The sequence below is a fragment of the Hydrotalea sp. AMD genome, assembly GCF_004100315.1.
Taxonomy (GTDB): Bacteria; Bacteroidota; Bacteroidia; order Chitinophagales; family Chitinophagaceae; genus Hydrotalea; species Hydrotalea flava.
The window spans coordinates 89,463-105,304 of sequence record NZ_SCKY01000004.1 but is presented as its reverse complement, the minus strand read 5'-3'; the positions used below and the strand labels follow the sequence as shown (position 1 = coordinate 105,304).

Below are 15,842 nucleotides of genomic sequence, written 5' to 3'. Positions count from 1 at the left end.
AAAATACAATAAGCTTACCAGTTAGAAAAGATATGGTTAAAAATATCATCTGAAATATTACTTACAATGGTTGTAATTAATTGCCCCTCGGCTTGTTGTAACGACAAATTGGAAGAAAAATCATAATTGCGGCTCACATCAAATTCATCTGTTTTATTTTCAACATTATTTTTAACAGTTATGTGTGCTGAAACGGTTAAACGGTTGGCACTGGCTTGTTGTGCAGAGATGGCTGCTGTTGAAACAGAGTAGTCAGAAATATATCCACTCACTACCAGATTGGCATCATCGTTATTGGTACGAATTAATTTGGTTTGGCTGGCAATTTTAAGTTGTAATTTGTCGGTTAACTGCGGGCTTAATTGTGGATTTACATAGCTGGCCCTGTTTTCTATAAACCCTATTTTTATGGTTTTTATTTTGGAATAATCGATTGAAACATCTTTGAAGGAATAAATTTTGCAGCCCGATAGAAACAGCACACCGAATAACAACATCCAGCCATGTATGTGATGCAAGAATGCCGGGTTTGCTTTGAAAGCCTTCATTGGCTTTAAAAATAGTATTTGCTTATTCTTCAATATCATATTCTTTGAGTTTTCTGTACAATGTACGTTCGCTGATACCCAGGTCGGATGCTGCATCTTTTCGCTTGCCTTTATGTTTTTTCAGTGCTTTAATAATTAATTCTTTCTCTTTATCCATAATGTTGAGCGATTCTTCAACCACTTCATGATGATGTACATCATCATGGTTAAGAATTACCGGTTGTCCGGCATTGGCTGATAAAGCAGCAGGTGCCAGTGTATTCTGATTGGTAATATTTGCCGGAAAGAGCGGGTGCAACCCGTCTTCGTGGTGGGTAGTTACATCATGTATCAAAGATTCTTTGGTAAATTGTGCAGCACTGCCGGCCAGAGAAGGGTTTTTAAGAATTTCAAGGAACATTTTTTTTAACTCTGTTACATCTTTTTTCATATCGAAAAAAAGTTTGTATAGTAGTTCCCGTTCATTGGCAAATTCCTGATGCGGAGCATCGGCTGCATGCGCTAAAACCGGCAAATTATTTTGATGCCGTTCAGGTAAAAAACGCCTTAATTCCTGTGCTGATAAAATGGGTTCGTTGCTTAAAACCGAAATTTGTTCTGCCAGATTTTTTAGTTCTCTTACATTGCCGGGGAATGGATAGTGCATCAGTATATTTTTGGCATCCTCATTCAATTGTACAGGATTGGTTTTATAGCGTTCCGCAAAATCAACTACAAATTTTCTGAACAGCAGGGGTATATCTTCTTGTCTGTCTCTTAAAGCAGGTACCCGAATGGGTACAGTGCTTAAACGATAATATAAATCCTGTCTAAACCGGCCTTTTTCTGCAAACTCAATTAATTCGCGGTTGGTAGCGGCTATTACCCGAACATCGGTTTTTTGCACTTTTGAAGAACCAACCCGGATAAATTCTCCTGTTTCTAAAACACGCAACAGTCTGGCTTGTGTACCCATGGGCATTTCGCCAATTTCATCCAAAAAAATAGTACCTCCGTTTACTGTTTCAAAATAACCTTTGCGACTGTCTACTGCACCGGTAAATGCACCTTTTTCGTGTCCAAATAATTCAGAATCAATCGTTCCTTCCGGAATAGCCCCACAGTTTACGGCAATAAATGGGTTATGTTTACGTGCAGAAAGTGCATGTATAATTTGTGAAAATACTTCTTTACCCACTCCGCTTTCTCCTACAATTAATACGGTTAAATCAGTTGCCGCTACTTGAACTGCAGTATCTAAAGCAAAATTGAGTGCAGGAGAGTTGCCTATGATACCAAATCTGTTTTTTATACTTTGTAAATCCATACCCAATGCTATTAAAGTTTAAATAGGATGCTTTTATATGATTTTGAATACTTTATGCAGGTATAATTTCTCCCAATAAAGTTGCCTGTGTAGCATCGTGTACCAGCACATTTACATAATCTCCAGGTTTGTAATTGAATTGTTTTTTGGGGAATACTAGCATTTTATTTTGCGGATTTCTGCCTTTCCAGTATAAATTGTCTTTCTTGCTTTCGCCTTCAATTAATACTTCAAAGCTTTTACCCATATCATTCATATAGCTTTTTTTAGAAAGTTCATTTTGCAGGTTAATGATTTCCTGAAGCCTTCTTTTTTTTACTGCTTCCGGTACATCGTCGGTAAATCTTTTTGCTGCAAGTGTGCCCGGCCTTTCACTGTAAAAAAACATATAGGCATAATCGTATTGTGCATATTCCATGGCACTTAAAGTATCTTGGTGTTCTGCTTCTGTTTCGGTACAAAATCCGGTAATGATGTCGGTACTAATAGAGCAATCGGGCATTATTTCTTTAATACGGTCTACCTTAGCCAAATACCACTCCCTGTTGTAAGTTCGGTTCATTAATTGTAAAATTCGTGAATTGCCGCTTTGAATGGGCAAGTGAATGTATTGGCAAATGTTTTTATATTTTGCCATGATGTAAAGCACATCATCTGTTATATCTTTTGGATGTGATGTGCTAAAACGAACACGCAGTAATGGATTTACAAGTGCAACTTTCTCTAAAAGCTGCGCAAAGTTTACCGAAGTATTGTCTGCTTCATTCAACCAATGATAGCTGTCTACATTTTGACCCAATAAGGTAACTTCTCTGTAACCGCGGCGAAATAAATCTTCCACTTCGGCAACTATTGAATCAGCATTTCTACTTCTTTCACGCCCACGTGTAAAAGGAACCACACAGAAACTGCACATGTTATTACAGCCACGCATAATAGAAACAAAAGCTGTAACGCCATTACTGTCTAACCGAATGGGTGCAATATCGGCATAGGTTTCTTCCCGACTCAATAATACATTCACTGCTTTCTGACCTGTTTCGGCTTCGGCAATCAATGCGGGTAAACTACGATACGCATCCGGCCCAACTACAATATCCACTAATTTTTCTTCTTCTAACAACTTGGCTTTTAAGCGTTCGGCCATACAGCCTAAAATTCCAATTAATAGTTCCGGTTTTTTTTCTTTTGTTTTTCTAAATTCGGTTAATCTTTTACGAATGGTTTGTTCTGCTTTTTCACGAATGGAGCAGGTATTTAATAAAATGAGCGAAGCTTCTTCAAACTGTTTGGTTGCACCAAATCCCTCCTGATGCAGAATGGCGGCAACAATTTCGCTATCACTGAAATTCATTTGACAGCCATAGCTTTCAATATAAAATTTTTTTGAAAATAGTGCTGTTTCCTGTGCAACAGGAGCATAGGCTTCTCCCTGCCTGCTTTCATCATGAATTTTAGTAGGTAAATCTAATATGTTCATTGGTTAAAATTATTTTGGGACTGCAAAAATACAGTTTTGTACGTTGTGGTGACACTTTGTCAGAGATTGATTGAATAATTTTAAAGAAATGCCTTTATTTTTGTACGAATTGAGCAGGTATTTATATTTTTAAGCAATGGTCTGTTTGAAGAAAGCAAGAACTGTTTTGCATGAGGTCATTGTTCATTTAATCGCCAAACTTTCATGAAGCAAATAGGATTTATTTTTTTGTTAATGCTGGGGGCCAGTCAGGTGCAGGCACAGGATATTTTAGTGAACACATTAAAAAATGAGATTTACAGACCGATTAAGAAGGATAAGGATAAAGATTCCATTAACTGGCGTTGGAAAAGAGGGGGGTTATTTAATTTTAGTTTATCACAGGGTTCGTTGAGTAACTGGGCTGCAGGAGGTGATAATTTTTCGTTAGCAGTTAGTTCCTATTTTAATTATTTTGTTTATTATAAAAAGGAACGGCATAGTTGGGATAATAACCTGGATGTTAATCTGGGATATATTCAAACTACAAGTTTAGGTGGGAGAAAAAATGATGACCGAATTGATTTTGTGAGTAAGTATGGTTATAAAGTTGATACGCTGGGTAAATGGTATTTGTCCGGATTATTTAATTTTCGTTCTCAGTTTTTTGATGGGTATACATACCCCAATGGAGCGCCGGTATTTGCTTCCAGTTTTTTATCGCCTGCATTTGTGATTCTGGCTGCCGGTTTCGATTATAAGCCCACTGATAAATTTTCATTGTTCCTTTCACCCATCACTTCCCGTTGGGTAATAGTAGCCAATCAGTATTTATCTAACCAAAAAGCTTATGGGGTAGATTCAGGAAGCCATGTTTTGAACGAGTTTGGTGCTTTTGCAACCATTAATTACAATACAACTATTATTAAGAATGTAGATTACAGAGGTAGGGTTGATTTATTTTCCAATTATCTGAAGCAACCCCAAAACATCAATTTTTTCATGACCAATCAGTTCAATTTTAAAATCAATAAATACCTCACCGCCTCTTATAGTTTAGATATGATTTATGATGATAATGTAAAAATATTTGGTCCGAATGGCGATTCGCCGGCATTGCAGGTAAAAAGTATTATAGGCTTAGGATTTACCATGCCGTTAAAAAAATTGCATAAACCCGTTCCCGTTAACAATGCACCGCCGTCTATTCCAACCATTATTGATCCAAGAATTAATTTAAATACCTCAGGCAATCACCTTTAGCATTTGTTTTATTTTGTGAGCCTGGTAAATCAGTTCACCTTCATCTTTAGCCAGCAGGGTAACGTGCCCCATTTTGCGTCCGGGTTTAGTGGTTAGTTTACCATATAAATGAACAAAGGCCTGTTCTGTTTTAAGGGTATCGGTTAATCCATGATAAATCGGTGTACCGCTATAACCGGGTTCACCTAAAACATTGATCATTGCTGAGGGGCAAATGAGTTTTGTATTACCTAATGGATAACCTAAAATAATGCGCCACAGCATATCGTATTGGCTGCAATAACTGGCTTCAATGGTATGATGGCCGCTATTGTGCACCCTTGGTGCAGTTTCATTCACCCAAATTTCTTGTTGTTTATCAATTAAAAATTCAATAGCAAATAAGCCGGCACTATTCAGTTCCTGAACTACTTTTATGGCAATGGCTTCTGCTTTCCATAGCAATTGCTGGCTAATTCTGGCAGGGGCAATCTGGTATTCTAAGATATTTAAAACCGAATCAAAAATCATTTCAACGGGAGGATAAACAGCTGTTTCGCCCTTGTGGTTTCTCGATACAATAATGGCAATTTCTTTTTCAATAGCTATCATTTTTTCCAAAACAGCAGGATCATTAAACCCATTTTCAATTTCTTTTTCACTCCTGATAATTTGAACACCTCTGCCATCATACCCGCCCTCACCAATTTTATGAACAGCAGGTAAAAAATTAGTATGCTGAAATAAGTCATTTAATGCAGCAGTAATAACAAAAGGGGCCGTAGGAATTTGATGTTGCTGATAAAATTTTTTTTGTAAAATTTTATTTTTAATAATTTTAATGGCACCGGGTGAAGGATATACTTTAATGCCTTCTGCTTCTAATTGTTCCAGCGCTGCTACATTTACCGCTTCAATTTCAATGGTTAATGCATCTACCTGTTTTCCAAAAGCATACACTGTATTATAATCGGTAATATCACCCTGCACAAAGTGGTGGCATAAATGAGCTGCAGGGCAATGCTTATCACGCTCCAACACAAAGGTTTCTACAGTATAGTTGGCTGCAGCCTGTAATAACATTCTTCCTAATTGACCGCCGCCTAAAATGCCTACTTTCATGGGTATGATACTTTAAAAATGATGATGCAAAAATGCAAATCGTATTTTTTAAAAATACGGTTATTGAATGGTATTGGTAACAATACTGTTTGCAATTCCATTGCGAAGATAAAACGGTAGCACAATGTTATGATGCATTTTGCTTAAATGTTTTACTTTTGATTCATGTTACCTGATTACCCATACAAATTATTTAATGACAGAAGGGCAAATTATTGTTTGCTGATGTTTGCCTTGGCTATGGACTCGGCCGGCTAACAGTTGCAGAACTACTAACTTTTGTATCTCATTTTTTCAGTCATTAAAATTTGTATTTATGTTTTTTCAGGTAAAAGGAAATACTGGTATTTCCAATCTGGCAGTTCAGGATTTCCTTCCATTGGAAGGAACAGATTATGTAGAATTTTATGTGGGAAATGCCAAACAGTCTGCCCATTACTATAAAACCGCATTTGGTTTTCAAAGTGTTGCCTACTCCGGGCCCGAAAACGGCAATCATGACACAGCAAGTTATGTATTGCGGCAAAACAAATTAACCTTTGTATTCACTACACCCCTTAAATCATCGCACCCAATAGCACAACATATTTTTAAACATGGCGATGGTATTAAAGTATTGGCACTACGTGTACCCGATGCAACCAACTCCTGGCAGCAAACCACGCATCGCGGTGCCAAAAGTTTTATGGATCCCAAAACATTAACCGATAAAGATGGGGTAGTGGTAATAAGCGGAATTCATACCTATGGCGATACCGTGCATTTGTTTATTGAACGAAAAAATTATAATGGCCCGTTCATGCCCGGCTATCAAATATGGAATACAAACTATCAGCCAACTGAAACCGGTTTATTGTATGTTGACCATTGTGTAGGCAATGTAGGATGGAATCAAATGAATAAATGGGTGTCATTTTATGAAAATGTAATGGGATTCAGAAACATTTTAACATTCGATGATACGGATATATCAACCGAATATTCAGCTTTGATGAGCAAAGTAATGAGTAACGGAAATGGTTTTGTGAAGTTTCCTATTAATGAACCGGCAGAAGGTAAAAAGAAATCGCAGGTAGAAGAGTACCTTGAGTTTTATGATGGGGAAGGGGTACAGCATGTAGCTTTGGCAACCCATAATATTATTGAAACAGTAATGGCTCTACAAAATCGTGGTGTTGAATTTTTAAAAGTACCCGCTTCTTATTATGAAACCATTTCAGAAAGGGTGGGCAACATTCAGGAAGATGTACAGGCACTGAGTAAATTAGGGATATTAATTGACAGGGATGAAGAAGGTTATTTATTACAAATTTTTACCAAACCTGTTGAAGACAGACCCACTTTATTCTTTGAAATTATTCAGCGCCGGGGGGCAAAAAGTTTTGGGAAGGGCAATTTTAAAGCACTTTTTGAAGCTATTGAATGCGAACAGGCACTTCGGGGTAATTTATAAACACAGTATCTGCATAATTTCACATTTTTGATTTATCAGGATTGTTTATTTTCGGTTTTTAATACGAATATTTATTCCATGTCGTTATAACAACATGGAGATTTTTGGATGATATGTACCCATAAAAAATTGAAAATCGGATGCGAGTCATTGTTTTGTGCTGTATACTGTTTGTTTCGTTTGGCCATTTAAATGCACAAACGTCGTTTGTAGATTATCAAAAATCAAATGTACGTGTAGCAAATGCATTTAAATTAAAAGAAGATACCCTTGCAAGACAGTTTAAAAAAGAGAGGCTAAGCTGGCCACCCAAACAATTATACATCCGTAGCTTTAAATACGATAGCCAGTTAGAAGTATGGGCGCGGAATAATAGCAATGAACCCTTTAAATTATTTAAAACATACAAAATTTGTGCATTAAGCGGAGGATTAGGGCCAAAAAGAATTGAAGGGGATTATCAGGTACCTGAGGGCTTTTATTATATTAATCTGTTTAATCCTAAAAGTACTTATTATTTATCATTAGGTCTTAATTATCCTAATGTTTCAGACCAGTTATTGTCTGATTCGCTTAAGCCCGGCAGCGATATTTTTATTCATGGGACTTGCGTAACAGTGGGTTGTATTCCTATTATGGATAATCAGATTGATGAATTGTATTTACTGGCATCTTATGCAAAAAACAATGGCGAAGATTTTATACCGGTGCATATTTTTCCTGTACGCTTTAATAATCCAAAAAGTTTGGCTTATTTGGATAAGATTACCAAGGATGATAAAGAATATGCAAACTTTACTGAGAGCCTGGAAAAAGTATACAATTACTTTGAGAAACATAAAACCCTGCCCGTTATTACCATTAATGAGAAGGGAAAATATGTAATGTATTAAATTTTATGTGGTTTTTTTTAGAATTTGAATGGTAACAGGTGTTTGTTGGCGCAACACCGCTGCATTTTTCTGATTTAATTTTTCGGCAATAGCTGTATTGTAATGCCGAACGGTGAATAGCTGTAAGCCTTTTTCTACCTGAACATCAAAATTTGCTGCTGCAGCTAAAGCCAATTGTGCAATTTTTTCCGGTTTATCATCTAAACAAATTTGAACAGAAATGGCACCGAACTGAATTAGGTTTGGAATGAGTTTCAATTCCTGCAAAATTGCATAAATGCTATTCATGGATACACCGCCTACAAAAGAAAAATCAAGACTTTGCAAGGTAACCAGCACCTGTTTTTCTTTTAAAATCTGTATAGGAGGTAATTGCAGTTGTTGTGTTTTATGAATGATGGTACCGGGCAGTGCAGGGTCTTGAAAACATTTTACCAGCAATGGAATGTTTTTGTTTTGTAATGGCTTGATGGTTTTGGGATGAATGACCTGGGCACCATAATACGCCATTTCAATAACCTCACTGTAATTTAATTCAGGAATATAAACAGCTTCAGGAAAATGTTTCGGGTCAGCACTCATCACACCTTCCACATCTTTCCAGATGGTTACACTATCAGCATGTAACAGATTGCCTAAAATAGCTGCGGTAAAATCGCTCCCTTCTCTGCCCAAAGTGGTGCTTTCATTATCAGATGTAGCACCAATAAATCCCTGGGTAACATAAATTGCTGCATCATTTTTTAAAAAAACTTGCTTTGCCTTGTTTTCGGTTATTGGCCATTCAATGGCTGCATCCCTGAAATTATTATCTGTTAACAATACATCCCGAACATCCACCCATTTACTGGCAATATGATTTTCCTTACAATAAAAATGCAGAATAGCAGAGCTGAGTAATTCTCCCGCACAAACAATCTGGTCATAATAATAATCAAATACTTTTACAGGCTTATCGTGTAACAACCATTCTACTTCTGTAAAAACATCAACCAGTTTTGAATAGCATTCATTGTATTGTTGAGTTAATAAATATTTTGCAATTGTTAAATGTTGGTTTTTAATTACATTAAAAAGTGCTATGGCTTCTGTTGGGTTCTGGTTGTAAAATGCTTCTACCACTTTTTCCAATGCATTGGTTGTTTTACCCATTGCTGAAACAACCAATATGGCCGTTTCGTTTTCCGGAATGTTTTTTACAATTTCAATAACCTGTTGAATGCGATCAATATTGCTAATGCTTGCCCCGCCGAACTTATAAACAATCATGCTATTTAACAAATGATTAGGTGGAAGATTTGCAAAGCTACAGTAATTATGCCATCTAAAAGTTTACCAAAAATTTGTTGGTATAATTATTGAATTTACATGCAAAAAATAATACAATGCTATTTTCATTTCTATTTAAAACTGTAAAATTATCGCTGATTACTTTGGCTTTTGTTGGCAATGGTTGTATTGGTACTGATACCTTACATAGCCCCGCTGTTACCAATTTTGCAAAAATGGAGAAAGATGTGTTGTATTACATTAATCAACATCGAACGGGTATGGGCTTAGCTCCTTTACAATGGGATAAGACGATTTACACTGAAGCAGTGGAGCATAGTAACGATATGGCCAAACACCGGGTTGTTTTTGGGCATGATGGTTTCGATAATCGATTTAATGCCATTAAAAGTAAATTGGGGTATTTGCGTGGCGGTGCAGAAAATGTTGCATTAGGCCATTTAGATGCCCAGGCTGTTGTAAATGGCTGGCTGCATAGTCCGGGGCATAAAAAAAATATTGAAGGAAGTTATAATTTAACAGCCATTGGTATTGCACAAAGTAATGATGGGAATTTATATTTTACCCAAATTTTTATATATAAACCAAATTAACAGGGTGGCATTTAATGTGTAGGGCGAACACGATTGCATAAAAAAATATTGTATGTATTCTATCTGCCCTTTATCTTTATCGAAAACATAAAATGCCATGGTGGTTAACAGAAAAATTTTAACCTTAGATGAATTTACTATTCAGCAGTTAAGACAGTTTCCTACTGCTACAGGTGAATTAAGTAGCTTACTGCGCGATATGGGCCTCGCTGCCAAACGTGTAAATGTAGAAGTAAATAAAGCAGGTTTAGTTGATATTTTGGGCGATGCAGGTTCCATTAATGTACAAGGTGAGGATGTAAAAAAATTAGACATTTTTGCCAATAACCAATTTATGGGGGCATTACAACATGGCATTAGCTGTGCAGGTATTGGCAGTGAAGAATTAGATGATTTTGTAATTTTTGATGATGAAGTGAGCAACAACAGTAAGTATGTTGTTTTGTTTGATCCCTTAGATGGCAGCGGAAATATTGATGTAAATATTTCTATTGGAACCATTTTTAGTGTGTTTAGAAGGGTTAGCCCTAAAGGCACACCTTGTACTAAAGAGGACTTTTTACAACCCGGTAACAAGCAAGTAGCAGCTGGTTACATTATTTACGGTTCATCTACTATGTTGGTGTATGCAACTAAACGTGGCGTAAATGGGTTTACGTTAGATCCCTCCATTGGTGAATTTTGTTTGAGCCATCCCAATATTCAATGCCCGGCAACCGGTAATTTTTATTCAGTGAATCACGGTTATTTTTTTAAATACGACAAAGGCGTACAAAAATATATCACAGCCTGTCAGCAAAAACCAAAGTCGGAGGGAGGACCATATACCCAGCGTTATATTGGCAGTATGGTAGCCGATGTACACCGCAATTTGTTAAAGGGGGGTATTTTTATGTATCCCGGAACAACTGATCGCCCCAATGGAAAGTTAAGATTATTGTATGAGTGTAATCCATTGGCTTTTATTGTTGAAATGGCCGGCGGAAAGGCAACCAATGGGCAACAACGGGTATTAGATGTACAACCCCATCAATTACATCAACGTTCGCCATTGTTTATTGGCAGCAGGCAGATGATGGATGAATTAGAAAACTATTTAAAGGAAACAAATGAAGCCGGTTTTTAAAATTTTGTGTATTCTATTATTGGTGGGTGGGTTACAAAACAATGTAAAAGCACAGCAGGTATTAGATCCCGGAAAACTGAATTATTTCATTAATCCGAAAATCAATACCCTTTTATATGAGGACACGATGTACCGCGGTGCCAGAGAGTTTAAAGCCCTTTTTTACCGAATGGGTGACCCCCTGTTAATACATTTGTATCAAAAACATCAGTCGAACAAAATTTTCGGTAATATTTTGGGTGTGCTGGGTGCAGGTATGATGGGTGCAGGCGTTGGGCTGGCTTCCAATAACCACCAATCAACCGGCTGGATTTTAATAGGTGCCGGATTTACTTCAACCATTGTTGGCGGATATTTAATAGCTTCGGGGCAGAAAAACCTGCTCATGGCAGTTCAGTTTTTTAATGAAAAGCAGCATCAAAAACTACCTAAAATACAAGCAGGTATTGGATTTTCGGCAAATAAAATAGGATTGGCCATAAATTTTTAGTTATGCAAAAAACAATTATTGAAGTAAAGGAACTTACAAAAAATTATGCTGATGTAGCCGCAGTAAAAGGCATTAGTTTTCAGGTATTGGAAGGCGAAATTTTCGGTTTACTGGGTCCCAATGGTGCTGGCAAATCAACCACTCTTGAGATTATAGAAACGCTAAAAGAAAAAACAAGCGGCAAAATTTGTGTAGATGGGTTTGATTTAGATAAAAATCCAAATGAAATTAAACAAATTATAGGGGTACAATTACAATCGAGTGGGTATTATCCCGGTTTAACATTGAACGAATTGCTCGACTTGTTTGCAGGTTTATACAATAAAACCATCGATAAAAAGAAAATATTAGAAGAAGTAAAATTAGCCGATAAAGCCAAAACAAAATATAAGGAGTTGAGTGGAGGGCAACAGCAGCGGTTTTCATTGGCTACCACACTGATTAATCATCCCAAGATTATTTTTTTGGATGAACCTACCACCGGTTTAGATCCGCAGGCTCGTCGTAATTTATGGGATTTAATCAAACTCATTCGATCAACCGGAACTACCGTAATTATTACAACGCACTATATGGATGAGGCAGAGGAACTTTGCGACAGGGTGGCCATTATTGATAGTGGAAAAATAAAATCAATCGCTACCCCAAATGAATTAATTGATAATTTGGTAGCAACCGGTTTTGAACGAACAAAAGAAGTGAAAAAAGCAACGCTGGAAGATGTTTTTATACATCTTACCGGCAAATCATTAAGAGAAGAATAATACCACTATGCAAAAAGATGAGCGTTACCCAATTGGGAAATATGAACCGAAGCCATTTTCTGAGGCGCAAAAAATTGAATGGTTAAGAGATATTCAGTTATTGCCCGAAGAACTGGAAAGAGTTGTACAAACATTCGATGCAGCTCAATTAAACACAGCATATCGCGATGGTGGATGGACGGTGAAGCAATTGATACACCATGTAGCAGACAGCCACATGAATGCCTACATCAGATTTAAATTGGGTTTAACAGAATTAAAACCTGTTATTAAACCTTATGAAGAAAAAGCCTGGGCATTACTGGCAGATAATGAAACGGTACCTGTTAATGTTTCACTAACACTATTGCATGTTTTGCATAGAAGATGGTATGCAGCAATAAAAGATTTATCACAACAGGATTTTGAACGAACTGTTATTCATCCCGAACAAGGAAGAGAAATGAGTTTGTGGTTGTTATTAGGTTTATATGTCTGGCATGGAAAACATCATACAGCGCATATTATATCACTCAAAGAAAGAATGAACTGGTAATGGAAAGAGATTTAACCTGGAAAACGCTTTCTTCTACATACTTATTAAAAGACACCTGGGCCACTATTCGAAAAGATGCCTGCATGTTGCCGAATGGTAAAATCATAAACCCTTATTATGTGTATGAATTTCCGGATTGGGTAACGGCTTTTGCACTGACGAAGGATGGTAAAGTAATTTTGGAAAAACAATACCGCCATGCTTTAGGCCGAACTGATATTGAAACGCCAGGTGGATGTATTGATGCCACCGATGCATCACCGGAAGCGGCCATACAAAGAGAATTGTTAGAAGAAACGGGATATCAGTTTACTCATTTTCAAAAATTAGGTGTTACTTCCGCCAATCCATCTACCAACAATAACATCATGCATCTATTTTTAGCAACAGGTGGTGAAAAAGTAGCTGCTCAAAATTTTGATTCCGGTGAAGATTTAGAGGTATTTCTGGCTAATATTGCTGAAATAAAACAAATGATTCGGGCAAACAAAATTATACAAAGTATGCATATAACCTGTATCATGCTTGCATTAGAACAATTAGGAGAACTGTATTTTTAAAGTGATATAAATTTTTCTTTATCTATTTCTGCAATTAAAAATACACTGCCACAAACCACAATTAAATCATTTTTCCCGGCCTGTTGAATAGCAGCACGAACAGCTTCATTTACCTGCGAATAAGTTTTGCCCTTTAAACCAAATATGCTTGCTTTTTCCAATAAAATATCTGCTGCCAAAGCTCTGGGAATATGTGCCTGTGTAAAATAATAACTGGCTTGTTTTGGTAACAACTTTAAAACTGTATCGGCATCTTTATCTTTTACCATACCAAAAACCAAGTGTAAATGCCGGTATTGGCTGATGGCAATTTGTTGCAATAGTTGTTGTATGCCCGCTTCATTATGTGCCACATCTGCAATAACGTTGGGCTGTTGCTGTAATAATTCCCATCGGCCATGTAAGCCGGTAACTTTTTTTGTATGTGCAAGTGCTTTTTGCACAACCGATTCCTGCAAATTCCATCCATTTTTATTCAGTTGTTGTATGGATGTTAAAACTGTAATCAGATTATTGGTTTGGTATAGCCCGGGTAAATCTAAAGTATATGTTTCATGCAGGCCGCTATTATTATTTTTAACGGTTACCGTAAGTGTTTCTAAGGTTTGTTGATATTTGAAAAGCGAAAACTGTTCCTGCGCAAAAATGATCGGGGCACTATTTTGTTTGGCGCTGTTTTCAAAAACAGATTTTGTTTCGGGAATTACTTCTCCAATTACTACCGGAATATTTTTCTTGATGATACCTGCTTTTTCTGATGCAATGGCTTCTAAAGTATTGCCGAGTAAATTCATATGGTCCCAGCCAATATTGGTAATAACAGAGAGTTCCGGTAAAATTATATTTGTACTGTCCAATCTTCCGCCCAAACCCGTTTCAATCACTGCAATATCAACCTGTTGTTTCGAAAAATAATCAAAAGCCATGGCAACGGTAATTTCAAAAAAAGAAGGTTGAATGGATTGAATAGCCGGAATCATTTGCTCGGTAAAAGATACAATAAATTCTTCTGAACACAGGTTGCCATTTACTTTAATGCGTTCTCTAAAATCTTTTAAATGTGGCGAAGTGTATAAGCCTGTTTTATAACCTGCAGTTTGCAAAATAGCAGCCAACATATGGCTGGTACTTCCTTTACCATTGGTGCCGGCAATATGAATGGTTTTAAAATGCTGTTGTGGATTCCTTAATTTTTCACATAGCAATAGGGTGTTGGTTAAATCTTTTTTGTAAGCAGATTCGCCTTGTTTACTGAACATAGGCAATTGCTCATATAAGTAGGCGATTGTTTCCCTGTAATTCATATACTTGGTAATAATTAACCATTCAATTTAAAGCTAAATACAATGGTGCCTGTTTGGTTATCAGTATCGCCTGCATTCAATTTTAATAATTTTGCTTTCTTCAAGGCAATGCTTCGAATATTTTGGTTGGTAGTAGTAGTACCTCTGGGGTTAATACTGGCCTGAATCACTTGTCCGCTTTTGTTCACTGTAATATCAACAGCAACTTTTGCAGGTTCATTGAAATCATCTTCAAAACTGGGTAGTTTGGTAAAATGTCTGCCTTCCAACCCATTTCTAATGCTTACACCGCTGGTACCACCGCCTCCGTTTCCGATATAACTGTCGCTATTGGGGTTGCCATTGGGCTTGCCCTGATCACCTTTGCCGCCGGCAATGCCTTGGTTATATACTCCGTTATAAGAATCGGCACCATTACCGCTGGAAGTAGTAGATGTGCCACCTTTAAACAAAGCTTTAGGTTTGGGTGGTGCCGGAGTAGGTTTTATAACTGTGTTTTCAGAAATTTTTCTGTGTAAAACCGTAGGATTGTGGTTCAATGGTTTTTGGGGATTCACTTTTTTTTCTAACGTGCCAACGGCTTCATCATTTTCATTGGTTACTTCATTGGCCAATACCTCAGGAGTGGATTGTATTTGTTTGGAAGGGGGTGGTGTTTTTAACTGTTCATCCTGATTTAAGGAAGGGGTACCCTGCATCTGTGGCGCAATATTGCCCAAACCTGTTTCGCTGTTTCCTAAGTTTACTTCTATTCCATCTTCTGTAACAGGTGGTGGAATTTGAGGCAAAGTCCATTTTAGAAAAAAGAACAGCAAAAAGATACCGATACAAATTAGTAAGGTATATGCAGCTGCTTTCCAGTTTTTTTCTATTTCAAAATTTTGATACACTATGGTGGAATTGTTCATACAAAGTTATCTTATTTTATCAGCTAATTCCAATTGTTGAAAATTATTGATGGAACGTTTAGTTCAGCACATCTATTGTGCTAAAATTGGTTAATAGAACGCTAAACTCTTTTGTTTTTAATCGGATTTGATTCCTTTTCTCAAATAAAAAGAAATAATATATTTTATAATGATAAAATAATGTACCATTTCAACAAAACAGTGTAATTTACAGGCAAATACTAACTTCTTTTTAACAATAAAACTAAC

At 36.8% G+C, this 15,842-nt stretch carries 16 protein-coding genes; 9 read left to right on the top strand and 7 right to left on the bottom strand.

The features are described 5' to 3' along the window. Positions 1 to 14: 14 nt before the first annotated feature. Genes lptE through miaB form a run of 3 tightly spaced genes read right to left on the bottom strand, consistent with a single transcriptional unit; the run spans position 15 to position 3,334 of the window. A complete protein-coding gene (gene lptE / locus EO766_RS03435) occupies positions 15 to 587 on the bottom strand; it encodes an LPS assembly lipoprotein LptE (protein ID WP_287100680.1) in 573 nt (190 codons plus the stop codon). Further along, the gene (locus tag EO766_RS03430) at positions 571 to 1,854 is read right to left on the bottom strand and encodes a sigma-54 interaction domain-containing protein (RefSeq protein ID WP_068241344.1); all 1,284 of its coding nucleotides are present in this window, start codon (positions 1,852 to 1,854) and stop codon (positions 571 to 573) included. Before EO766_RS03430 ends, lptE begins: the two co-directional genes overlap by 17 nt. 52 nt (positions 1,855 to 1,906) lie before the next feature. Then, positions 1,907 to 3,334, bottom strand: coding sequence for a tRNA (N6-isopentenyl adenosine(37)-C2)-methylthiotransferase MiaB (gene miaB / locus EO766_RS03425; protein ID WP_218330335.1), 1,428 nt, complete (start codon positions 3,332 to 3,334; stop codon positions 1,907 to 1,909). A gap of 204 nt (positions 3,335 to 3,538) precedes the next feature. On the opposite strand from miaB, the gene EO766_RS03420 reads away from it, so the two are divergent. Then, a complete protein-coding gene (locus tag EO766_RS03420; protein WP_068241342.1) occupies positions 3,539 to 4,576 on the top strand; it encodes a DUF3078 domain-containing protein in 1,038 nt (345 codons plus the stop codon). Here EO766_RS03420 and EO766_RS03415 read toward each other — a convergent pair. Beyond that, positions 4,559 to 5,677, bottom strand: coding sequence for a 5-(carboxyamino)imidazole ribonucleotide synthase (locus tag EO766_RS03415; protein WP_287100679.1), 1,119 nt, complete (start codon positions 5,675 to 5,677; stop codon positions 4,559 to 4,561). The genes EO766_RS03420 and EO766_RS03415 overlap by 18 nt on opposite strands. Before the next feature lie 316 nt (positions 5,678 to 5,993). Here EO766_RS03415 and hppD point away from each other — a divergent pair, with 316 nt between their 5' ends. Both hppD and EO766_RS03405 read left to right on the top strand, forming a co-directional pair. Beyond that, positions 5,994 to 7,130 carry a 4-hydroxyphenylpyruvate dioxygenase gene (gene hppD, locus EO766_RS03410; RefSeq protein WP_287100678.1) on the top strand — a complete coding sequence of 379 codons (1,137 nt, stop codon included), beginning with the start codon at positions 5,994 to 5,996 and terminating at the stop codon, positions 7,128 to 7,130. Positions 7,131 to 7,270: 140 nt separating this feature from the next. Beyond that, complete coding sequence (locus EO766_RS03405; protein ID WP_074419677.1) at positions 7,271 to 8,023, top strand: L,D-transpeptidase family protein; 753 nt, start codon at positions 7,271 to 7,273, stop codon at positions 8,021 to 8,023. A 3-nt stretch (positions 8,024 to 8,026) separates the two neighbouring features. On the opposite strand, the gene EO766_RS03400 is transcribed toward EO766_RS03405, so the two are convergent. After that, positions 8,027 to 9,292, bottom strand: coding sequence for an aspartate kinase (locus tag EO766_RS03400; RefSeq protein ID WP_218330337.1), 1,266 nt, complete (start codon positions 9,290 to 9,292; stop codon positions 8,027 to 8,029). Between the two features lie 116 nt (positions 9,293 to 9,408). Between EO766_RS03400 and EO766_RS03395 the strand changes: the two genes are divergently transcribed. The 6 genes from EO766_RS03395 (at position 9,409) to EO766_RS03370 (ending at position 13,381) form a co-directional block, all read left to right on the top strand. Next, complete coding sequence (locus tag EO766_RS03395) at positions 9,409 to 9,906, top strand: CAP domain-containing protein (protein WP_218330338.1); 498 nt, start codon at positions 9,409 to 9,411, stop codon at positions 9,904 to 9,906. A 97-nt stretch (positions 9,907 to 10,003) separates the two neighbouring features. Beyond that, positions 10,004 to 11,032, top strand: a complete 1,029-nt coding sequence (fbp, locus tag EO766_RS03390) for a class 1 fructose-bisphosphatase (protein WP_074419711.1) — start codon at positions 10,004 to 10,006, stop codon at positions 11,030 to 11,032. Further along, entirely contained in the window at positions 11,016 to 11,522 is a 507-nt protein-coding gene (locus EO766_RS03385; RefSeq protein ID WP_074419710.1) for a hypothetical protein, read from the top strand. Before fbp ends, EO766_RS03385 begins: the two co-directional genes overlap by 17 nt. Before the next feature lie 2 nt (positions 11,523 to 11,524). Then, a complete protein-coding gene (locus EO766_RS03380) occupies positions 11,525 to 12,286 on the top strand; it encodes an ABC transporter ATP-binding protein (protein WP_218330339.1) in 762 nt (253 codons plus the stop codon). A gap of 7 nt (positions 12,287 to 12,293) precedes the next feature. After that, positions 12,294 to 12,821 carry a YfiT family bacillithiol transferase gene (locus EO766_RS03375; RefSeq protein WP_074419651.1) on the top strand — a complete coding sequence of 176 codons (528 nt, stop codon included), beginning with the start codon at positions 12,294 to 12,296 and terminating at the stop codon, positions 12,819 to 12,821. Beyond that, positions 12,821 to 13,381 (top strand): NUDIX hydrolase, encoded by a 561-nt coding sequence (locus EO766_RS03370; RefSeq protein ID WP_074419650.1) that lies wholly within the window; start codon positions 12,821 to 12,823, stop codon positions 13,379 to 13,381. The genes EO766_RS03375 and EO766_RS03370 overlap by 1 nt, the downstream gene beginning before the upstream one ends. On the opposite strand, the gene EO766_RS03365 is transcribed toward EO766_RS03370, so the two are convergent. Beyond that, entirely contained in the window at positions 13,378 to 14,685 is a 1,308-nt protein-coding gene (locus tag EO766_RS03365; protein ID WP_074419649.1) for a bifunctional folylpolyglutamate synthase/dihydrofolate synthase, read from the bottom strand. The genes EO766_RS03370 and EO766_RS03365 overlap by 4 nt on opposite strands. 14 nt (positions 14,686 to 14,699) lie before the next feature. Beyond that, positions 14,700 to 15,593, bottom strand: coding sequence for a hypothetical protein (locus EO766_RS03360; protein WP_143439447.1), 894 nt, complete (start codon positions 15,591 to 15,593; stop codon positions 14,700 to 14,702). Positions 15,594 to 15,842 lie beyond the last annotated feature (249 nt).